This is a genomic window from Pigmentiphaga sp. NML080357, assembly GCF_002188465.1.
GTDB lineage: Bacteria > Pseudomonadota > Gammaproteobacteria > Burkholderiales > Burkholderiaceae_B > Pigmentiphaga.
The window spans coordinates 12,180-33,209 of the sequence record NZ_NINW01000020.1 but is presented as its reverse complement, the minus strand read 5'-3'; the positions used below and the strand labels follow the sequence as shown (position 1 = coordinate 33,209).

Below are 21,030 nucleotides of genomic sequence, written 5' to 3'. Positions count from 1 at the left end.
CGCCGGGCCACGCAGATCGCTATGGCCCTGAGCGGGCTCCTGCTCTGGGTGGCCTGGCACCGGGGCCTGATGCGCTGCGATACCCACCGGGCGGCCGACCGCTTCGCCGAAGTGCTGCAGCGATTGGGCACGACCTTCGTGAAGCTGGGCCAGCATCTCAGCCTGCGGGCCGACATTCTGGCGCCCGATGCGCAAGAGGCTCTGGCCAGCCTGCAGGCCAATGTGGCGCCGTTTCCTCCCGAGCAGGCGGTCCAGGAGGTCGAGGCGGCGCTCGGCCGCCCATGGCAGCAGGTCTTCGCACGCTTCGACATGCACGCGCTCGCCGCGGCCTCGATCGCCCAGATTCATCGTGCAGCCCTGCCGGACGGAACGGAAGTGGTGGTGAAGATCCGCCGTCCTGGCGCGGCCGAGCAGGCCGAGACCGACATGCGCATCCTGCGCCGCATCGTCCTGGTCATGCAGGGGCTCGTGCCCTCGCTGCGTCGCTGGGGGCTGGCAGCCATCGTGGACGAGGTTGCGGCCAACTTCCGCTACGAGATGGATTTGTCGCGCGAGGCAGCTTCCGTGCGACGTTTCGCCGACGCCTGGCGCGGCTCTGCCGACATCGTGATCCCCGACGTGGTGGACGGCCTGTGCACGCAGACCGTCATGGTCCAGCAGTTCAGCCACGGAGCTCACCTGCACGGTCTGCCTTCGCCCACCGCGGTGGCGGCCGCGGGCAAACTCGTGGACAGCTACGTCGCCCAGATCTTCCGCGATGGCTTCTTCCACGGCGACCCCCATCCCGGCAACGTCTTCGTGATGGACGATGGCCGCATCTGCCTGCACGACTTCGGCATCGTGGGCCGGGTCGACGGCAACATGCGGCGGGCGCTGGTGGCGTTCGCCCTGGCCTTCGTCGAGCAGGATGCCGAATGGGTGGTCGATGCCTGGCTCGACCTGGGCCTGCTCGGCGACGGCACCGATCGGGCCGTGTTCGTGCCTGTCGTGCGTGCCCTGGTCGCAGACTGCGCACAGAGGCCGCTGAAGGACTGGTCGCTCTCAGGTGCTCTCGCGCAGCTCGTGGCGGCGGGCCGGACCCAGGAAGTCCGGCTGCCCAGGGACCTCCTCGTGCTCACGCGTACCCTGTTGTTGCTCGAAGGGACGGTGCGCCTGCTGGCACCCGAGTTTTCCATCATCGAAGCCATCTCTCGCCACACGACCACGGGCGTCTTCGACGAGCCCAAGTCTGCGGCATCGCAGCGTCTGCCCTATGAACTGGGGAACGCGGCCCACGCCCTGCCCTCCCTGCTGGCGCGGCGTCTGCACAGCGTCTTGCGGCAGGGTGACCTGCTGCAACTGTCGATCAAGCCGGATGCCAGGATGCTGAGCGGGATCGACCGCCTCGGCCGTCGCGTCGCGCTGGCGCTCGTGACGCTCGGCCTGTACATCGCATCGAGCTTGTTGATGCAGCACGGCGTGGGCCCGCGCTGGGGCGACATCCCGGTACTCGCGCTGCTGGGCTATGCGCTGGCGATCCGGTTCACGTTTTCCATCGCGCGCAGCCGCGGCTGAGGCGCCTCATCAAGCAAGGAGTCAGGCATGAACAAGGTCAGAGTGGCGGTGAACGGATACGGTGTGATCGGCAAGCGGGTGGCGGATGCGGTCGCACTCCAGGAGGACATGGCGCTAGCCGGCGTCGCGGATGTGGTGCACGACTATCGCCTGCAGGTGGCCGCGCAGCGCGCTTTCCCGATTTACGCGGCGACCGCTGAAGCCGCACAATCGATGCGTGCTGCGGGGCTTCCTGTCGCGGGTGATCTGGCCGACCTGCTCGCCAACGCGGACGTCGTGGTCGATTGCACACCCAAGAAAGTCGCCGCGGTCAACAAGAGGGCGTACGACGCTGCCGGTGTGAAGTCCATCTTCCATGGCGGCGAGTCCCACGCGTTGACCGGTCATTCGTTCGTCGCGCAGGAGAACTACGCAACCGCGATCGGCCGCACCTCCACCCGGGTGGTGTCCTGCAACACGACGTCGATCGTGCGCACCCTGGGGGCGCTTCGGACAGCGGGCCTGCTCAAGCGAGCCCGCGGGACGCTGATCCGCCGGGCTTCCGACCCGTGGGAGGCGCATGCGGAGGGCATCATCAACACGCTCGTGCCGGAGAAGACGATCCCCAGCCATCAGGGACCGGACGCGCGCACTGTGATCCCGGACCTGGACGTCGTCACGATCGCGGTCAAGGCGCCGCACAACAGCAGCCACCTGCACACCTGGTGGGTCGAACTGACGAGGCCGGCCACGCGCGACGAGGTGCTGGCTGCCTTTCGCGCTGCGCCACGGATCGCGTTCGTGCGATCCTCGGATGGTCTCGTGGCCCTCAACAGCACGGTGGAACTGATGGCCGATCTCGGCCGCCCGCGCGGCGACCTGTGGGAGGTCGCGTTGTGGGAGGACGTGCTTTCGGTCGATGGCGATCAGGCGTACTACACCTACCAGGTCTTCAACCAGGCGATCGTAATCCCCGAGACCATCGATGCCATTCGCGCCTTGAGCGGCATCGAGACCGATCTCCAGGTGTCGATGGCGCGCACCGATGCTTCGCTGGGACTGCAGCGTGATTTCATCCGTGACCGCGTCCAGGTTAGACGATGAGTGAATTCGATGATCCCGCGCTGGTCGGGCTCGGGCTGGCACTCGCTTCGGGACTTCTGATCGGCCTGGAACGGGGATGGCAGCAACGCGAGCGGCCCGAGGGACATCGCGTCGCGGGCGTTCGCACCTTTGCGCTGATCGGCCTGCTCGGCGGCCTTGGCGGGCTGCTGGCCCAGCGCTGGGGAGCCGGCATGCTCATCGCGCTGCTCGTACTCGTCGGGGTGTATCTGGTGGTGGGCTACCTGGTGACGGCGCATATGCATGCCGTGATGGGACTGACCACGTCCGTCGCCGCCCTTGCGACTTTCGCCATCGGGGCGCTGGCGACCAGTGGCGCTTGGCACGTTTCGGCGGTCGCCGCCGTGGTCGTGCTGGCGCTGCTGCGTTTCAAGCAGCTCTTGCACGCCGGCGTCGGCAAGCTGTCCGAGGCGGAGATCAGCAGCGGCACGCAGTTGCTGTTGATCAGCGTGGTCGTACTGCCCGTACTCCCTGATCGTGGCTTTGGCCCCTATGAGGCGTTGAATCCCTATCGCCTTTGGTGGGCCGTTGTCCTGCTGGCAGTGCTGTCGTTCGCTGGGTTCGTCCTGATGCGCTCGCTCGGCAGGAAACGAGGGCTGGTATTCACAGCGCTGCTCGGCGGGATCGTGTCGAGCACCGCCACCACGGCCACGTTGGCGCGCTGGGCCGGGCAGACGCCAGGCTGGCGTCCACTGGCAGCGGCGGGGGCGGCGCTCGCCTGCGCAGCCATGTTTGCGCGCATGGCGGCTCTCGTCGCCATCGCAGCCCCCGGCATCGGCTGGGACCCGGTGGTCATCTTCGTGGCCATGGCCGTGGCTGGCGGTGTTCTGGGGACGTTCCTGGCGGCGCGGTCGCCCGCCGACGACTTGCCCGAACTTCAGCTTGGCAACCCATTGCAGCTGCGCTCCGCGCTCCAGTTCGCAGCCTTCCTGGCCGCGGTGATGCTGGCAGGCCGCTTTCTTGCCGATCGCTTCGGGGATGCTGGCGTCATGCTGACCGCCGCTGCCTCGGGTCTGGTGGACGTCGATGCGATCACGCTCTCGATTGGCCGCCTGGTGACCGAGGGCGCCGTCACCGCCGCTTCGGCCACCCTGGCCTTGTTCATCGCCGCATCCGTCAATCAGGTCACCAAACTTGTCCTGTTGATGTCGCTGGCCGGTAGGGCGCTCGCATGGAGAGTGCTGCCGTCGTACGCGGCCATGGCTGCTGCTGGCTTTGCCGTCGCCCTGGGCTTGACCTGAAACAGCGATCAGCTATCGAAGGCCACCGATCGCGCCAGACTCTCCTGCGCTTCAAGAGCAGACAGCCTGCCCTTGAGCGCCGCCTGGATGACGCCGAAGGCGTCACCGCCCAGCGCCACCCGAAGCGGTGGCTTCTCGCTCGTGGCCGTGTCGAAGATCCGGTGCGCGATCTTCTGCGGATCGAGCGTGTACAACTCGTCACCCGCGTTCTCGAACATCGCGCGAATCTGTCCAGCAGGCGTGTCCTGATAGGCGGGGTTCGCCAGCGCGTACTGCAAATTGCGGCTGAAGCTCGTGCGTGCGCCGCCCGGTTCAATGAGTGTGACGAAGACCCCAAACCCCTCCAGTTCCTGGCGAAGGCATTCGCTGAAGCCTTCCAGACCCCATTTCGCGGCGTGGTAAAGACTGCTGGTCGGCAGGGAGCCTTGGCCACTGGCGCTGGAGATTTGGATGATCCGACCGGCTCGCCGTGTGCGCATGGCGGGAATGAAGGCCCGCGTGACGTGCACCGGCGCCAGCAGGTTGAGGCTGATCTGCCCTTCGATGTCCGCGTCGGAAAACTCTTCGGTGGCGCCGATGATGCCGCCGCCGGCGTTGTTGACCAGGACATCGACCGGGCGGCGGGCCTCGGCGCGCTGGACCACGGGTGCGATGTCCCCCTTCACGGTCACGTCGAGCCGTTCGACAACGAGCTGGTCACCGTAGCGTGCTGCCAGGTCGTCGAGCGTCTCGGGACGCCTGACGGTGGCCGTGAGGTCATCCCCCGAAGCCAGGATGATTTCGGCAAGATGGCGACCGATGCCGCTGGATGCGCCGGTGAGGAACCAATGTCTGGACATAAATGCACTCCTGTGGTTTACTTACCAACTAGTTTGTAAGTTGATGGCACCCGTGTCAAGCGATGATGGGCGCTCGGGTGAAATGTTGTTGAGGAGTAACGGCCCATGGCCAAGAGACGTCCCGCCGAGACCCAGCAAATGCTGCTGGATGCTGCGCTGGGGGAATTTGCCGAGAACGGGCTGGCGGGGGCACGAATTGACCGGATCGCGGCGGCTGCAGGTATCAGCAAGCCGATGCTTTATGTCCATTTCGGGGACAAGGAGGCTCTCTTCGACGCCGTGCTCAGCCGGGAAATCCTCGCCGCGGCGCAGGACGAGCGCTTCGATGCGGACGATCTTCCCGGCTATGCGGGGCGCACCTACGATTTGCTCACCGAGCGGCCGCACCTATGGCGGCTCATGACCTGGTTCCACCTGGAGCGAGGCCAAGAAGTGCTCCTGCTCCCCGCCGGTCACAGCGTACTGGAAGCCAAACATGCGGCCATCACCGCTGCCCAGGCGGAAGGACGCATCACCGCGGATTTCACGCCTGATGAGATCGTGCGACTGGTAGCGACGATCGTGCAAACGTGGTGCATGGCACCGGCGGCGAGGGATTCGCAGGAGCACGAGGCGCGCAGACGGGCGATTCAGTTGGCGATTGCGCGGATGCTTTCGCCTGGCAAATCCCCTCTCCAGCGCGGGAAAATGGTTGACGCCTCGCGCTGAACGCCCGGACAAGGAAGTGCTACTTGGCACGGGAGGACGACATTCAGGCGCGACGTGGCCATCGGTCCCACAGCCATTCGTCAGACATCCGAACCCAGTGCGACCTGGCAACGCACATGAAGAGCAGAGTGCGTCGGCGCAATCAGCGTCCGGTCGTGGGTCGTGCTGGAAGGGGGTTAAGCCGAGACCGTGATGACGCGCGGGTCGCCACGCCCCTGCACGGCCGCCCACTCCTCGGCGCTCAGCAAGCTCTGCGGATCGACACCGAGCCCTTGAGCCGCCTCCGCCGCGACGTGCGCCCACGTGCAACGGTTCGCGAACAGCATGCCGGCCACATCGAGTGTCCCGCCGCGCGCCTGGTAGCCCAAGGCACGGGTCTGCCGCGCCCCTGTATCGATCCGACGCATCAGGCCCAGCGTCGGCTCGGGTCGCATGTGCGAGACGATGACGCGCACGGCGGCAGTCTCCGGGAACAGGGCGCGCAAGGCCTGGTCGCCGGCCACAAAGTCCTGCTCGCGTTCGTCGCGGGGTGCTCTGAAGCGGCCCGGCTCGATGACGCAGGTCACTGCGGTCCGATGTCCAGCGGCTTCGAGGCGCCGCGCCGCAAGCAGGGCCTGCTGTAGCTGGTATGCGCCGATGGCAACCAGCAACACGTCGGGGGCGTCGCAGGGCTTCACCACCCAACCACCCTGATCGACCAAGCGTTCGGCCTGCTCGGCACTCAACTGGCTGGCGACGGCCCGCTTGGGAACGACCAGCGTCCAGAACTGGCCATGCGAGGCGTAGGCCGCGCGCAGCGCCGCAACGGCACTGTTGGCATCGACCGGGAACAACACGCGCGAGGTGTCGGACATTTCGCCCAACAGCGCTTCGGCCAGCGTCGGATCCTGGTGCGACTGCTCGTTCTTGCCGTTCTCCCAGGTGTGGGACGTCGCAACCGTGACCACCGACAGCCATCCGGGTGGTGTGCCTGCCTGCGCCTGATGTCGCGCGAACAGGATTTCCTGGCGCAGCGCGCCCAGCATCTTGACGGCAAATGCCTCGTAAGAGACGACCAAGTTGATGCCGCCCTTGTTGCCCAGCGCCGCGCTGACCACCGCTTCTTCGTTGAGCGCCGTGATCACGGCGCCATCGACGGCCTCCGCCAGGCCCGGTTCGGGCGTGAAGACGCGGTGTTTGAGCAGGTCCAATGTCTGGCCCATGCGGTTGCTGCGCAGCTCGTCCGGATTGCCTACCCGCGGACGCAGCTGTGGGTTGGCTTGGACGAGGGCCGCGAAGGCTCCGTCGAGTGCCGCCATTGGCGAGACCTCGCCCTGGCCCGCAACATGCCACTGCGGAACCGGAAGTCTGGGGGCCGCCACCTGGCGGTGCGCCAGGGCATGGTCCCGCTCCAGGGGACGATGCTGCACTTCGTGCCGGCGCAGTAGTGCGACCGCTTCGTCGAGTTCGTGCGACGGCACGAAGAGAGCGCGAGCACCCTCGTTGAACTGCTGAAGCGCTATCTGGTCGACCCGGGGGTTCCCCTCCAGCGGCAGGTTGTGCGCGGCATTGGTTCCAGCACCGGGGAAGCCGAATCCCTTGGGCGCTTCGGCGATGGTGTAGTGGAGGGGTACCGGGTACTGAACGGTGCCCTGCGAAACTCCAGCCGCGCAGGCCGACAACCGCTCCTCCATCGCGTGAACGGCCCAGGCGAACGCGGCGGGGTCGGTGCCGTCGATCTCCATCGGGTCGAAGCCGTTCAGCCGCAGATGCTGGTGGAACCATTCTCGGCCCCCCTGCTGCTGCATGGTGCTGCGCTGTTCGATGCGGCGACCGTTGAGGATCATGAACGGTGCCACGAAGCCGCTGTCTTCTGCCCGCCACCAGCGCGGCGCCCAGTCACTGCCACGCTGCTCCTCGAAAGCGCCGTCGCTGAGGAACACCACCAGCCGCTCGCCGGGCAAGGGCATGTGCACGTACTGCAGTTCGGCAAAGCCGAGATAGCCGCCCTCGGACAGACCGCCTGCCGTATTCGGGCCGACGTGGCTGCCCAGCGGCGAGGCGGGACGCCCCTGTGCGTCGATCGCGTAGCTATAGAAATCCCGGGCAAAGCGCGTGAGGCCGCTTTCGCTGCGGTCGTATCTCTCGGCGTGGCGCGGCGTCATGTTGCCCACCAGAAGGTTGCAGGCATCGATGCCCGCGACGCAATGGCCCTGGCCCATCAACCAGCCACGCGTCAACCCACTGAGCGCGTTCGCGGCCAGGTAGCCGACATAGGCCGGCACGATGTTCAGCGCCCCACCGGTATGCCCCTCCGGCGTCTCCTTGAAATCCTCGGCTCTCATCTCCCGGCCATCGGGATAGACCCGGTCGGCATAGGTCATGTGAACCGTCAACCACATGCCTGCCACGGCCAGGCGGTCCGCCGACCAGAGCGTGCGATACACCGCGGTTGTGTCGCTCGCCTTGCCTTCGGCAACCAGCACCTGTGCGAGATCGTGGACTCGCAGTTGCGTGAGATCGTTGTGGGTGATGGGGCCGTGGCCGCGCGCCCAGCGGGCGAACTCGGGATCAGACTCGCGGAACACGCGGACGCGCTCGGCGACCCAGGGAAGCTCGTGGTTCATGTGGAAAGTCCTTGAGAGCCGGCACGCAGGTAAGCGCGACGGCGAGATTGGGAAGGCTGGCGTCTGTGATCGTCTTTCGCGCGCCAGCGGCACGGCCATCTAGCGTTCATGGCTGGTGTTCTCCATAAAGATCAGAGCGGGTCAAGGGCACGGGCCAGCTTCCGCCGTCGCGTTTGGACGCGACGATCTGGTAGATCCCAGTCCCCCCGGCCTCGAATTCCAGTGCACACGCCGCCATGTACAAGCGCCAGATGCGGAAGGTCACCTCATCGACCTCCCGCAAGGCCTCCTCCCGGCGCGCTTCGAGTCGCTGGACCCAATGACGCAAGGTCAGCGCGTAGTGGGGTCGAAGACCTTCGACGTCATGGATCTCGAAGCCGGAGCGCTCCATCCCTAGCTGGATATTGCTGACGCAGTCCAATTCGCCGTCGGGGAAGACGTAGCGGTTGATGAACTCGGTCGCGACGGTTCGGCTCCAGCCCTCCTCGTCATGGGTGATCCCGTGGTTGAGGAAGAGTCCTCCTGGCCGCAAAACCCGCTGGACCACCGCGTAGTAGGCCGGTAGGTTCGCGAGTCCCACGTGCTCGAACATGCCAATGCTTGACACCTTGTCGAAAACGGCCGTGCCTTCGAGGTCACGGTAGTCGCGCAGTTCAACGGTGACGAGATCCTGCAGGCCCTCCGAGCGGATGCGCTCGCGCGCGTATTCGAGTTGCTGTTGGCTGAGCGTGATGCCGTGCGCACGGACGCCATGTTCTCTTGCCGCCCAGCATACGAGCGCGCCCCAGCCGCAGCCGATGTCGAGCAGGCGTTCGCCTCGCTGCAGACGCAGCTTGCGGCAGATGTGCTCCAGCTTGTTGCACTGAGCCTGGTCCAGCGTGTCATCCGTCGCCTTGAAATAGCCACATGAGTAGACCCTCTCGGCATCGAGCCAGAGTCCATAGAACGCGTTGGACACATCGTAGTGAAAGGAGATCGCGGCCTGATCGGTTTGACGCGAATGGCGATGGGAGAAGCGACGTGCGACGCGCGAGGCCAGACTCCGCGAGGGCTTCAACCCGTCCTGGTCGGACACGCGCAGCAGCAGTGCGTCGCGCAACAGGGCCAGTTTGTCGCGCCAAGAGAGCGAAAACCTCTCGAAATGCGCCTTGAGCCCGAGCGCGGTGTACAGGTCTCCCTCAATGTCGATGGTGCCGCGGAAATAGGCTTCCGCCAGCAGCAGCGGATCCGGGCGCAGGACCAAGCGACGCAGCAGACCCGGGTCACGGATGATCAGGGTGTATTCCGGGTGCGATTCGAGCTCGTGCAAGAGCATATCGCCCAGACGCAACGCCGGCGGGCGCTCGATGCCGGCCAGCAGCCGGCGCAAGATCCGTAGCGCGGCGGCATATCCGTCGGGCGATACGGTTCGATCCCGTGTCGTGAGGTGGCTCATTGGGGGCGCCTCGCTCGCTCGTGTGCAGCGGATGCTGCGAAGTGGATAGACGACTCATACTTGGCGCTGGCGTGATCGGCACGACCACAACCGCTGCACCGCATGTACGTAGAGCGTCGTGATGCCGGGGAATGTCGACGATGATCAGAGCGATTCATGCGCGTACACGACGGGACTTCGCGCGCACCGAATTGCGCTGAACGTCCGCATCCGCTCCTTCGATCAAACCGCAGACGGAATGGCCATCCGGGACGCCGTCCGGCAGCCGCTTCCAGTCGCGCTCTGCCTGCTGCATGCGGCGATGCAAATCTGTCGCCTCCTTCAGCCGCCGGGCCTGCTCGTCAAGCCGTTCGCTCAGCAGCGCCCGCGCGCGCGGACAAGGCGATGCACCGCGCTGGCTCATCTCGACAAACTCTGCAGCGTCCTTGAGCGTGAAGCCGAGGGCCAATGCATTGCGTATGAAACGAACCCGGGCGACGCTTCGATCCGAGAATGCGCGGTAGCCGTTCGTGCCCCGGCCATCGGGCACCACAAGCCCCACCCGAAGGTAGTGACGCAACGTGTCCGGTGTGACGCCTGCCGCCTTGGCGCATTCAATGAGTTGCATCACCATCCTCCAGCAAGGTTGTCTTGAATCCCTTCACTTTCGAGCGAGTTTGAACCCAGGTGCTGCACATGGGTCAAGGGCCCGGTGTCTGAACCGCTCCGTTTCTTCCTTCAACGTGCGGTTGGATGGGCAACTGGACCATCATCGGCGCGAGCATCAACGGGCGTGGCTCCCGGCCCGGAGGAAGACTTATCGTGGTCTTGTCCCAGTTCATTGCCTATACCAAACCACTTGCCTGGTCATTCAGCGCTCGGAACGTCTCACGCGCGATCGCTAACTGCTCGCGTGCTTGAACCACCAGCACGGCGACGGCGGATCGGGATGACTGCAACTGGGCGACTTCAGTGTTGGGCGAGTAGGCGCGATTGCGCTCTTCGTCTAGTTCCAGGCCGATGAACTCCAGGCCATCAACGATGCGCCGACGCAACGCGGCCGAATTTTCTCCAGCTCCGCCAGTGAAGGCCACAGCATCGCAACCGCCCATCGCGGCGGCGTAGGCGCCGATGTACTTGCGCACGCGGTACGCGTGTACCTGCAATGCCAGTTGGGCGGCTGCGACTCCTTCTCCCGCGCGCTTCTCCACAATCCGCAGGTCCGAACTCTCACCCGACAATCCTTTGAGTCCACTGTCGCTGTAAAGCGCCGCCTCGATCTGCGCCAACGTCAAACCCAGTGCGCGTGCGACGAAGCCGGGTACGCCAGGGTCGAGGTCTCCACAGCGCGTGCCCATCACAAGACCTTCAAGCGCGGTCATTCCCATCGATGTATCGATCGACCTTCCGCGATCGATCGCGCAGACGCTGGCGCCGCTTCCAATGTGGCAGCTCACGATACGAAGTTCTGACGGCGGCCGTTTCAGCTCGGTGCTGACGGCGGCCAGTACACCCTGGTGGGACAGGCCATGGAAGCCGTATCTCCGTACCCCTGCCGCGCGCCACGATGGCGGAACAGCATAGGAATGGGCGTATTCGGGCATGTCGTCATGGAAAGCGGTGTCGAAGACCGCGACGTGGCGCACGCCGGGCCAACGCTCACGGGTCAGGCGTATGCCGGCCAATGCGGCAGGATTGTGATGCGGCGCCAGAGCCGAAGCCTTGCCGATCTCGCGTTCGACTTCTTCATCCACGAGCACCGCGTTGCTCAACAGTGGGCCACCGTGTGCGACGCGGTGACCAATGCCATCGATCGTTGTGACACCCGCCCTGTGCAAGTGCCGCTCGATCTCCTCGAAGGTCGCAGCATCCACCGCAGGATGATCAATCGCCGAGTCGATCAATGGCAAGGTACGAGCCGACTCGAAAACTCCGAACTTCAGGGTCGCACTGCCGGCATTGATGGCGAGGACGCGCATGTCGGAGCTCCGTCAGCGCCGGTCAGTGCCGACGTCGCCGCCATTGGCAACGTTCATCAGATCGAATTGCCAAGTTTCGCTCGGCGCTAGCAGCACGCGAGGCCGCCGATCAGGCCCATGCTTCCGATGCTGTAGCGCCGTTGCTGGCGTGGTGATACGGGAGAATCCAACTTTGATCCGTGCCTGGACGACGCTGAAAAGCGAAATCGGCCGTGGCAGGCGCATCGCCTCCGACAAGGAGCGTGCTGCTTGCGACCCGTGAGCGTCTCTTTTTGCAGCCACAGTGGAGGGTCGTTCAGTTGGCATAGGCCTGCTCGAACACAAGCTCAGCCCACAGGTCCCGGCTCTTGCGCCATGATTCCATGGCCTGCCCAATCGCGTCTGCACCAGTTCGCTCAAGCTGATACCAAGGATTTTCGACCCGATGGGGATCCTGCGCACTCCACTGCTCAAGCCATCGTTGCACCCATGGCAGCAGCGCCAGGGCCGGGGTCACCTGCTCGGACCAGACCTTGCGACTGACGCGCATGGGGTGCAGCGCGCGAAGTTCACGAGCCGAGTCGGGGGTGACGGCGAAGCGGACCCACGGCGACACCCACTGCGAATAGAAGCGCTCGGTGATCTCCGAGAGTGCTTCGACCTTGTCGAACCCCGCCGGGTTGGCGTCGTAAGGCAGGTCTTCCAGCCGCCGCGGCTGGAACTGCGCAGCGGCGGCCGACTCCGAAGAGGCGCTGTCCTCCAGAACCATCTCGTAGAGTCCAGGCTTGAGTGCCTGGATCGATTCGGCATGATGCAAGATGGCGCGGTGCTCGCGTCGCGCCACCCCCGCGGAGACGAAGATGCCAAGGTGGCCAACATGTTGGTGCAGCAGGTACACCACGCGCTGGCCCGCCGCCACCAGGTCTGCGGTCGTCGGATATACCGCTTTGAGCCAGCCGAGCGCCTGGTGGGGCGGTGTGATGTTGTCGCCGTTGGAGCAAAAGACCACCAGCGGTGCGCCAATGCGGCTGAGATCCGCGCGGCAGTGGCCATCGACCACGACCTCGCCGCTCTCCAGGTGATTACCTACGAAAAGATCGCCTGCGATCGACAACATTTCCTCGCGGGCAAGCTGGTAGAAGCCATTCCACCAACGCTCGAACTCCAGGAAGCGATCGCGCTCAGTCTCCGGCTGCGCGAAGAGCGTGTCGTATTTCTTGAACACGCCCTCGGGCCGCAACGCCTCGAAGTTCTGGACCAGCCAGGCACCGTCGAATCGCCCGGCGCCGAGGTCCGACGCCCAGTGCGCCGGCCAGATGCCGCCCGTGAGCCCACCGAGCAGCCGCATGGGGTTGATGCCTCTCTCGCCTGCCCAGTACGACAGCGGCGAGCCATTGAGCACTGCCAAGGCGGCACGGTGCTCGCAGTGCGACAGCGCCAGCGTGATCGCCCAACCGCCTTGGCAGTTGCCGTAGACGATCGGGGCCTTGCCTCGGTGGCGCTTGGCCACCATGTCGATGAATGTGGCCAGGGTCTGGACGACTGCGCCCATGGTCTGGCCCTCGACGGGCTCCGGATCGAACACTACGAAGTACACGGGATGGCCTTCGAGCAGTGCCATGCCAACTTCAGAATCGCGTTTGAAGCCGCCAATGCCAGGGCCGTGGCCGGCGCGTGGATCGACCACCAGCACCGGCGCGGCGCCTTTGCGCACATGCTTCTCCAAGGCGTCGGTGCCACAGCGAGTGACACGCAGGAGCCGGTAGTTGCTCGCCGGTTGCAAGTCGTGGCCGTCAGCCACCTGCTCTGACTCGAAGTGGAGCAGCGGCGGCATACCCGCCGCTTCGTGTTCGGTCATGTTGTTGGCGCGCTGTCTCAGCGCTTCGCCGGACGCGACGGTCCGCCACAGCATGTCGCCCCAGTAGGCAGCAAAGAGCCCAAGCGGTGCGGCGGCGATACCCTGGGAGTTCGTGCGTGCGTCCATGGCGTCGATCAGCGGCAGCAGCAGCCGCCATGCCCCTTTGAACGGGCAGCGGCCGGCGCATGGGAGGCACCGGCACCCGCCGCAATGCCCGGCGAGGAATCAGCGGATGCCTCGTAGCCCGCGGCAGCTAAGGCCGCGATCAGCTCAGGCGTCTTCTGGGCCGTCTGGTCGCCGGTGACACTCGCTGCGCCGCGAGCGAGATCGACATGCACGTCTTGCACACCAGCTACGCGCTTGAGCGCCTTGCTGACCGAGTTCGCGCAGGAGGCGCAGGTCATGCCGGCAACCTTGAGTTCGATGGTTTCCATGATGATGCTCCGGTGGTTTCAGTGGTGGTGCCCGGACTGGTCGACGGATTTCGGGCGGCTCCGGTCGTCTGATTGGCGCGCAGGCGAACCCCCTTCATCGCCCCGAGGCGGCTGATCTTGATGGTCATGACCGCCATGTGCGCCGTGACTGCCATGGCCGAAGATGTGCATCAACGGACAGGCGAGGATGAAGAGGAAGGGAAGCAGTTGCAGAAGATGGGCGTTGTGGCGGTAGAACATCCAGGCAACGGCGGCGGCGAGGCCGAGCCACAGCAGCCACTGGTTGATGCGAGACCAGTTCGGGCCGTTTCCTGTGCTCTTACTTCGATCGGGCCGAATATTCATGGCGATGCTCCTTCGTGAAGTTGACCCTTGTCGATTGGCGAGATTCCCGCATTCGAGTGCCGTGCAGGGCGCTGATCAGGCCCATCCATAAAACAAGTATGCCAGAAGAATGGGGCTGAACACCGGAGATTTCCATGGCCCCGCTAAAAAGTCCTCGATAGTTTCTGAGCATGATCGATCCGTGCCAAATGTGGCTTGTTAAGCTCAGCATAGAGCTGAGGTGAAGGCAGTACCTTGATCTTGATCAAAAAGACTCTCTGTACCCAGCTACGGGGTACATACCCCGCGCAGCGAACCAGCAGACCAGCTCACCTCAGGGGCTCAGCGCACACCGCCAAGTGAGCGCGCGACAGATGTGCCGAGCAGGCAGACGTTCGGCACCGATCGGAGGCTATCTACGAACGGTGTCCGGAACTGTGACCGGATCGCGGCCGAGCAAAGGCCCTCGCGTGTGGTGTGGACGTAGCGATGGGATACACAAGCGCATGATGTCGGCGCCTGCCGCTAGGACTGGGCACGTGGCAGTCACGGAGAAAAAATGTCCCGCTCGCGTAGCAACGTGGCCGGCCGGGTAGATCCCAGAATCAGGCAAAGAGATACGCCAGTTGGCTGGACGGACCGCAGCGCCCTCGGACTACTGCCGCAGATGGGGCAATACCAAGTCAAACCTGGTGACAAGCTCACTGGAGGTCACGGCAACGGAGCCACCATGTGCCTCCGCAATCGATTTCACGATGGCAAGGCCAAGACCGGCGCCCGCCGTATTTCGTTGCCGTGCCGGATCAACTCGGTAGAAGCGGTTGAAGAGCTTTGGTAGATCGCGCTCAGGAATTCTCTCACCGGGATTGACCACACTGATCGTTGTCCACTGCTCATCCTGCGAAAGCAAGACCGTGATGCTCTTGCCGCGAGGCGTGTGTCGAATTGCATTCGAGAGAAGATTGTTCAGCGCCCGGGTGAGCATTTCCCGATCCGCCGCTATGCTGCCGATCGCCCCTTTAACACCAAGCGTAATGCCGCTATCTTCTGCCAGCGCCTCGAAATAGTCGAACAGACTCCGCACCAATTCGGACAGATCAATGGTAGACAGACGCAAGTTGCGGGGATCATTTTCCGTTTGGGCAAGAAACAGCATGTCACCAATCATGCGTCCCATCCGATCAAACTCTTCCAAATTTGAATAGAGGATTTCTCTGTATTCCTCGTTGCTGCGCGGCTGGCCAAGCGCCACGTGAGTCTGCGTGACCAGGTTGGTGACGGGCGTGCGCAACTCGTGCGCGATGTCTGCGGAAAAGTGTGATAGCCGGGTGAAGCCTTCCTCGATTCTCGCCAACATATCGTTGAAGGCGAATACCAGTTCCGCCAGTTCGATCGGCACATCCCGAGGATCCAGCCTCACATCCAGCTTTGAAGAGCGAATCGCCCGAATCTCTTCATTGACCTTGCGAATCGGCAGGTGGCCCCACTGCACCGCCAGCCAAGCCACACCGAGCGCCAGACACATGACCAAGCCGGTTGCCCACCAGAGCATGCGCTTGAACTCCGCCAGGAAGTCGAGATGAAAGCCGATGTCCATGGCAGCGACGATGCGGTAGCCGGGCGCCGCTGAATCGTCAGCAGGCAGTTGCAGCACCACACCTCGATATGACCTCTGATCCTCCTGCCACACGATCAAATCGTCAGCGGTGATGCGGTTGACCAACTTTTTGCTACTGGCAAGTTTAGACAGGTCAGGACCGGGCGTGGCATAGATGCTATTGCCAGCCCCATCGTAGACGCCGTACGTCATCCCATGATGTCCTGCGACTGCGTTGGCCAAGTGTTGCTTCAGTTCGTCGCTTGCGATGTCACTTGCAAGCTGGTGCAAGGGCTGAGCCAAAGCGGTTGTCACTGCCTCCAGTTCGTGGGCATCCTGTTGAGCAAAGTGGTGCTCCAACGACCGGAGAATGACCCAATTGAACACAAGAAACACCAAGGTCGTGGCGATACCAACGAGGGCCGTGACCCTCAATGCAAGCGACGCTGGACGGCTTTGCCGCGGCTTATGGCGCAGGGGCATCATCGGGCGCATCGAGCGTGTATCCCATTCCACGCACGGTGTGGATGAGCTTCGGATTGAACGCATCGTCTATCTTCGCGCGTAGACGGCGGATGGCTACATCGATGACGTTGCTGTCGCTGTCGAAATTCATGTCCCATACCTGCGACGCGATCAGAGAACGTGGAAGGACCTCCCCCTGGCGACGGGCCAGGAGCTCAAGCAACGCGAACTCCTTGCTGGTGAGATTGATGCGTTGGCCAGCGCGCGTTGCGCGCCGGCGCGCCAAGTCCAGCACCAAATCGGCAACCTGGATGCGATCAGGCTGGCTCGGAGCGCTTCCGCGTCGCAGCAGCGTCCGCACCCGCGCCAGCAACTCAGAGAACGCGAATGGCTTGACGAGGTAGTCGTCCGCTCCCAGTTCCAATCCCTTGACACGGTCGTCTACACCGCCACGCGCCGTCAGAAAGAGCACAGGGACCTGTTTACCGGCATCTCGAAGGGCACGCACGATGCGCCAACCATCGACATCCGGCAGCATGACATCCAAGACCACCAGATCGTATGTCTCGCCCATGGCCAGGTGGTGTCCGTCCAATCCGTTGCGCGCCAGATCCACGACGAATCCCGCCTCCATGAGACCTTGGCGGACGTAATCCGCCGTCTTGTTCTCGTCTTCAACGACCAGCAGTTTCATCGCATGTCCCATGAAATCGCTACGGCGCGGAAAAATAGCCGCTCACGATGTACGCATTCATCCACTTTCAATCAGCAATTTACTGGTTGCCAGCTTCCACGAACATGACACGAACATTACATGAATGTAATTCAGGGGTCATTCGATGGAAAGTGCCCAACCCATAGCATGACCTGCATTGCGTCGAACTGTGCCGCTCAGGATGGGGTGGCGTTTAGAACGACTTCCGAGTCATCTATGGAGGATTTCAGGCCATGCCGCCTCGTTCACCCTTTTTTATCGTGCCCACACAGGGCCTTTCTCGTCGGCGTTTCGTCCAAGGGTTAGCCGCCGGCGGCGTTCTCGCTGGGCTGTCCACGCCGGCGTTCAAGGCATTTGCCCAGCAAGGCTCCGCGACGCGCGGTGCCGCCCCTGTGCTGAAGGGCACCGAGTTCGACTTGGTGATCGCCGAATCGCCCGTGAACTTCACGGGCAAGCCAGGCGTGGCTACGACCATCAACGGCTCGCTGCCGGCACCGACATTGCGTTGGCGCGAGGGTGACACCGTCACAATCCGTGTAACCAACAAGCTGCGTGAAGCCACATCCATTCACTGGCACGGGATCATCCTGCCGTATCAGATGGATGGCGTGCCGGGCATCAGCTTCAATGGCATCGCTCCCGGCGAGACCTTCACGTACCGCTTCAAGGTTCAGCAGAGCGGCTCCTACTGGTACCACTCGCACTCCGGCTTCCAGGAACTCACGGGCATGTACGGGGCGATCATCATCGACCCCGCTGGCGCCGAGACCATCCACGCCGACCGTGACCACGTGCTGCTGTTCTCGGATTGGACCGACGAAGACCCGATGCGGGTGTTCACCAAGCTCAAGTCCCAAAGCGACTATTACAACTACAACCAACCTACCGTCTTCGACTTCTTCCGGGACGCCTCGCGCGAAGGCACGGCCGCTGCGATCGACAAGCGCAAGATGTGGAACGAGATGCGGATGAATCCGACGGATCTCGCAGATCTGTCTGCCGCCACGCTGACCTATCTGGCCAACGGCGTCACCCCCGCCGGCAATTGGACGGCGCTGTTCCGACCGGGTGAGCGCGTGCGGCTGCGCATGGTCAACGGTGCGGGCAACACCTTCTACGACGTACGCATTCCAGGACTGAAACTCACGGTGGTGCACGTCGATGGTGTTGACGTGGAGCCGGTGACCGTCGATGAGTTCCGATTCGGTCCTGGCGAAACCGTCGACGTGATCGTCCAGCCACGGGATGACGCTTACACGATCTTCGCCCAGGCGATGGACCGGACAGGCTACGCGCGTGCCACGCTGGCCGTGCGTGAAGGTCTTCAAGCTCCCGTGCCTGCCCTCGATCCGGTCGAATGGCTGACCATGAACGACATGATGGGCGGCATGATGGGGGGCATGGACCATGGCGGGTCCGGCCAGGCCATGGAGATGACCGGGATGACCGGGATGACGGGCATGACCGGGATGACCGGGATGACCGGGATGACGGGCATGACCGGGATGACCGGGATGACCGGGATGACGGGCATGACCGGGATGACCGGGATGACCGGGATGGGCTCGGGTTCGATGTCCGGGATGGATCATGGGGCGATGGCAGGCATGAATCACGGCGCCATGAACCACGGTGGCATGGCGATGGATCACAGCCAACACGCCGCGGCTGCGGGGGGACTGGCTGTGCCCAGCACTACTGCTCGCCACGCTCGCACCGAGTATGGTGCCAGCACGGACATGCGCGTTGACATGGCGCGCACCAACCTCGATGACCCCGGCATCGGACTGCGCAACAACGGTCGGCGCGTGTTGACCCTCGCGGATCTGCATACCCCGTCGGGGCCGCTGGACAAGAGAGGCCCCGGCCGGGAGGTCGAACTGCACCTCACGGGCAACATGGAACGCTACGCATGGTCCCTGGACGGGCTGGAGTTCGGAAAGTCCACGCCGGTGCACTTCAAACACGGCGAGCGGCTGCGGGTCATTCTGCACAACGACACCATGATGACCCATCCCATGCACCTGCACGGCATGTGGAGCGAGCTGGAAAGCCCCGACGGTCGCTTCCTTGCGCGCCGCCACACCCTGCCGGTGCAGCCGGCACAACGCATCAGCTTCCTGGTGACAGCCGACGCGCTCGGCCGCTGGGCGTGGCACTGCCACCTGATGTTCCACATGGATGCCGGCATGTTCCGCGAAGTCGTGGTGTCTTGAACCCAGCGCACAAGGAAGACCAAGAATGTCCAAAGCACTCCCCACTCGCGCACTGGCCACGACGCTACTGGCCCTGGTAAGCGTCGCCGCACAGGCACAAGCACAGAACGACCATGCTGCGCACGGCCAGGCCGACTCTCAAACGGCCGCGCCATCCACTCAGACCGTGGCTCCTGCCGCCGACCCGCACGCGGGTCACGCGGCGTCGGCGAGCGGCTCGACCGCGGCCCCGGCCATGGATCACGGCAACATGCAGATGCAGGGCGGGTCGGCGCCTCCTGACGCCCGCGATCCGCATGGCTACTCCAATGGCCTGACATTGGGATCGGGCGACTACGCCGTACCCGGTGTGCCGCGGCTGATGCTGGCCGACGAACACAGGTTCTTCTCGTTGCGCGGCGAAACCCTGGAACGCCGCTTCACGCGCAAAGGGGACGATTCCACGGCCTACGACCTCCAGGCGTGGTATGGGACGACCTACAACAAGGCCGTCGTGAAGGCCGAAGGCGATATCGCCAAAGGAAAGCTCGAAGAATCGCGTACCGAGCTTCTCTGGGGGCACGCCGTCGCACCGTACTGGGACACCCAGCTCGGCGTTCGGGTGGATAACGGGGAAGGCCCGAGCCGTCAATGGTTGGCTTTCGGCATCCAGGGCCTCGCCCCCTACTGGTTCGAGCTGGAGGCGACGGGCTACGTGGGAAGTGGTGGACGTACGGCGCTGCGTGTCGAAGGCAGCTACGAGCTGCTGCTGACCCAGCGACTGATTCTGGAGCCTCGCGCCGAGTTGCAGTTCTATGGCAAGGACGACCCGGAACGCGGTATCGGCAAGGGCCTGGCCGAAGCGTCTGCTGGCTTGCGCCTGCGCTATGAATTCAGTCGCCAGTTCGCCCCCTATATCGGCGTGGAACGGGCGGGCAGCTTCGGACGCACCGCGGACTATGTGCGTGCTGAAGGCGGCCGTGCGCAGCAGACGCGCTGGGTGGCTGGCGTGCGATTCTGGTTCTAGAACCTAGCGGGTTTGATCATCTGATGAGAGGCAATCTATGAACATGCACTACGACAGAAGCCAGGGCAAAGTGCCAAGACGCCAGGCATTGATCGCTGGCCTGTTGGTGATGGCACTCGCAGGACCGAGCCTGGCGCAGAGCCGACCGATTGCCAAGGTCTGGAAGGACCCGAGCTGCGGATGCTGCAAGGACTGGGTCTCACACCTGCAAGGCGCAGGCTTCGATGTGCAGGTTCTCGACACCGGGAACACCGCAGCGCGCACACGGCTGGGCATCCCGCAGAAGTACGGTTCTTGCCACACGGCGCAGATCGGCGGCTATGCCATCGAGGGTCATGTGCCAGCCTCGGACATTCAACGCTTGCTGCGCGAAGCCCCGCAGGCCATCGGCCTCGCGGCGCCGGGCATGCCGGTCGGTTCGCCCGGCATGGATGGTCCGGCCTATGGTGGACGCAAGGACGCCTACGACGTGCTGCTGATCGGGAAAAACGGTAGCAGCACGGTCTATCAGTCGCATCGCTGACCATCCATCAACCCTTCTCCGTGGAGATATGCCATGCAGCATCAGCACACACAGACCCCCAGCGATCGCCCCCGGTGCTGGCGATCGCGCTACGGCGTGGCGTTCCTCATCATCGCCGCTGTCGCCGCGTATTTCCTGCTCAAGGAGCACACGGCACATGTTGCCGGCTATCTCCCCTTCCTGCTGCTGGCGGCTTGTCCGCTGATGCACCTGTTCATGCACCGTGGTCACAGCCACGGCGGACACGATCATGCCGCGCGTCAGGGTAAGGAAGGTGCCGCAGCCTCCAAGGAGCAGAAGCAATAAGTCGAGGCACTCGCACCGTGCGAGCACGCGACGCCGCGCTTGTCTCCTTGCGCGCCTGCGGCCTGCTGCGATCACCAGACACCAACAGTTAACGGCGGAGGGCACTTGTCACTATGAATTCACCCAGCAAGTCTTCAGGACATGAGCACGCAGGCATGGCGGCGG

18 protein-coding genes are annotated in these 21,030 nt (G+C 64.0%); 8 read left to right on the top strand and 10 right to left on the bottom strand.

Features of this window, described 5'->3' with window-relative positions:
• Positions 1-21 precede the first annotated feature (21 nt).
• Genes CDO44_RS05075 through CDO44_RS05065 form a run of 3 tightly spaced genes read left to right on the top strand, consistent with a single transcriptional unit; the run spans position 22 to position 3,896 of the window.
• The gene (locus tag CDO44_RS05075; RefSeq protein WP_198951304.1) at positions 22-1,554 is read left to right on the top strand and encodes an AarF/UbiB family protein; all 1,533 of its coding nucleotides are present in this window, start codon (positions 22-24) and stop codon (positions 1,552-1,554) included.
• 27 nt (positions 1,555-1,581) lie between these two features.
• Positions 1,582-2,637: a type II glyceraldehyde-3-phosphate dehydrogenase gene (locus CDO44_RS05070; RefSeq protein WP_003090274.1), complete on the top strand. Its 1,056-nt coding sequence runs from the start codon at positions 1,582-1,584 to the stop codon at positions 2,635-2,637.
• Complete coding sequence (locus CDO44_RS05065) at positions 2,634-3,896, top strand: MgtC/SapB family protein (RefSeq protein ID WP_003090275.1); 1,263 nt, start codon at positions 2,634-2,636, stop codon at positions 3,894-3,896. Before CDO44_RS05070 ends, CDO44_RS05065 begins: the two co-directional genes overlap by 4 nt.
• 8 nt (positions 3,897-3,904) lie before the next feature.
• On the opposite strand, the gene CDO44_RS05060 is transcribed toward CDO44_RS05065, so the two are convergent.
• Entirely contained in the window at positions 3,905-4,735 is an 831-nt protein-coding gene (locus CDO44_RS05060) for an SDR family oxidoreductase (protein WP_003090276.1), read from the bottom strand.
• A 105-nt stretch (positions 4,736-4,840) separates the two neighbouring features.
• On the opposite strand from CDO44_RS05060, the gene CDO44_RS05055 reads away from it, so the two are divergent.
• Positions 4,841-5,443: a TetR family transcriptional regulator gene (locus tag CDO44_RS05055; RefSeq protein WP_009516037.1), complete on the top strand. Its 603-nt coding sequence runs from the start codon at positions 4,841-4,843 to the stop codon at positions 5,441-5,443.
• Positions 5,444-5,619: 176 nt separating this feature from the next.
• Here the strand turns inward: CDO44_RS05055 and CDO44_RS05050 are convergent, their stop codons facing one another.
• The 9 genes from CDO44_RS05050 to CDO44_RS05010 form a co-directional block, all read right to left on the bottom strand.
• On the bottom strand, positions 5,620-8,049 hold the full coding sequence (locus tag CDO44_RS05050; protein ID WP_003090278.1) for a D-xylulose 5-phosphate/D-fructose 6-phosphate phosphoketolase: 2,430 nt from the start codon (positions 8,047-8,049) through the stop codon (positions 5,620-5,622).
• A gap of 106 nt (positions 8,050-8,155) precedes the next feature.
• Positions 8,156-9,484 carry a cyclopropane-fatty-acyl-phospholipid synthase family protein gene (locus CDO44_RS05045; RefSeq protein ID WP_087779341.1) on the bottom strand — a complete coding sequence of 443 codons (1,329 nt, stop codon included), beginning with the start codon at positions 9,482-9,484 and terminating at the stop codon, positions 8,156-8,158.
• Between the two features lie 154 nt (positions 9,485-9,638).
• Positions 9,639-10,091 (bottom strand): MerR family transcriptional regulator, encoded by a 453-nt coding sequence (locus tag CDO44_RS05040; RefSeq protein ID WP_009516039.1) that lies wholly within the window; start codon positions 10,089-10,091, stop codon positions 9,639-9,641.
• A 217-nt stretch (positions 10,092-10,308) separates the two neighbouring features.
• The gene (locus tag CDO44_RS05035) at positions 10,309-11,442 is read right to left on the bottom strand and encodes an acetate/propionate family kinase (protein ID WP_031687137.1); all 1,134 of its coding nucleotides are present in this window, start codon (positions 11,440-11,442) and stop codon (positions 10,309-10,311) included.
• A gap of 295 nt (positions 11,443-11,737) precedes the next feature.
• Positions 11,738-13,405, bottom strand: coding sequence for a DUF3141 domain-containing protein (locus CDO44_RS05030; protein WP_023098518.1), 1,668 nt, complete (start codon positions 13,403-13,405; stop codon positions 11,738-11,740).
• Between the two features lie 8 nt (positions 13,406-13,413).
• Positions 13,414-13,713 (bottom strand): heavy-metal-associated domain-containing protein, encoded by a 300-nt coding sequence (locus tag CDO44_RS05025; protein WP_003090284.1) that lies wholly within the window; start codon positions 13,711-13,713, stop codon positions 13,414-13,416.
• 18 nt (positions 13,714-13,731) lie between these two features.
• Positions 13,732-14,058: a DUF2933 domain-containing protein gene (locus CDO44_RS05020; protein WP_031687135.1), complete on the bottom strand. Its 327-nt coding sequence runs from the start codon at positions 14,056-14,058 to the stop codon at positions 13,732-13,734.
• Positions 14,059-14,692: 634 nt separating this feature from the next.
• Complete coding sequence (locus CDO44_RS05015) at positions 14,693-16,129, bottom strand: Cu(+)/Ag(+) sensor histidine kinase (protein ID WP_003097498.1); 1,437 nt, start codon at positions 16,127-16,129, stop codon at positions 14,693-14,695.
• The gene (locus tag CDO44_RS05010) at positions 16,101-16,793 is read right to left on the bottom strand and encodes a heavy metal response regulator transcription factor (RefSeq protein WP_003097513.1); all 693 of its coding nucleotides are present in this window, start codon (positions 16,791-16,793) and stop codon (positions 16,101-16,103) included. Before CDO44_RS05010 ends, CDO44_RS05015 begins: the two co-directional genes overlap by 29 nt.
• A gap of 254 nt (positions 16,794-17,047) precedes the next feature.
• On the opposite strand from CDO44_RS05010, the gene CDO44_RS05005 reads away from it, so the two are divergent.
• From CDO44_RS05005 to CDO44_RS04990, 4 genes are read left to right on the top strand one after another with little or no spacing between them, the layout of a single operon-like run.
• On the top strand, positions 17,048-19,030 hold the full coding sequence (locus tag CDO44_RS05005) for a copper resistance system multicopper oxidase (RefSeq protein WP_087779340.1): 1,983 nt from the start codon (positions 17,048-17,050) through the stop codon (positions 19,028-19,030).
• 25 nt (positions 19,031-19,055) lie between these two features.
• Positions 19,056-20,036, top strand: a complete 981-nt coding sequence (locus CDO44_RS05000; protein WP_172032658.1) for a copper resistance protein B — start codon at positions 19,056-19,058, stop codon at positions 20,034-20,036.
• Between the two features lie 37 nt (positions 20,037-20,073).
• Complete coding sequence (locus CDO44_RS04995; protein WP_003090303.1) at positions 20,074-20,559, top strand: DUF411 domain-containing protein; 486 nt, start codon at positions 20,074-20,076, stop codon at positions 20,557-20,559.
• A 33-nt stretch (positions 20,560-20,592) separates the two neighbouring features.
• Positions 20,593-20,865, top strand: coding sequence for a DUF2933 domain-containing protein (locus tag CDO44_RS04990; protein WP_023108470.1), 273 nt, complete (start codon positions 20,593-20,595; stop codon positions 20,863-20,865).
• Positions 20,866-21,030: the final 165 nt, after the last annotated feature.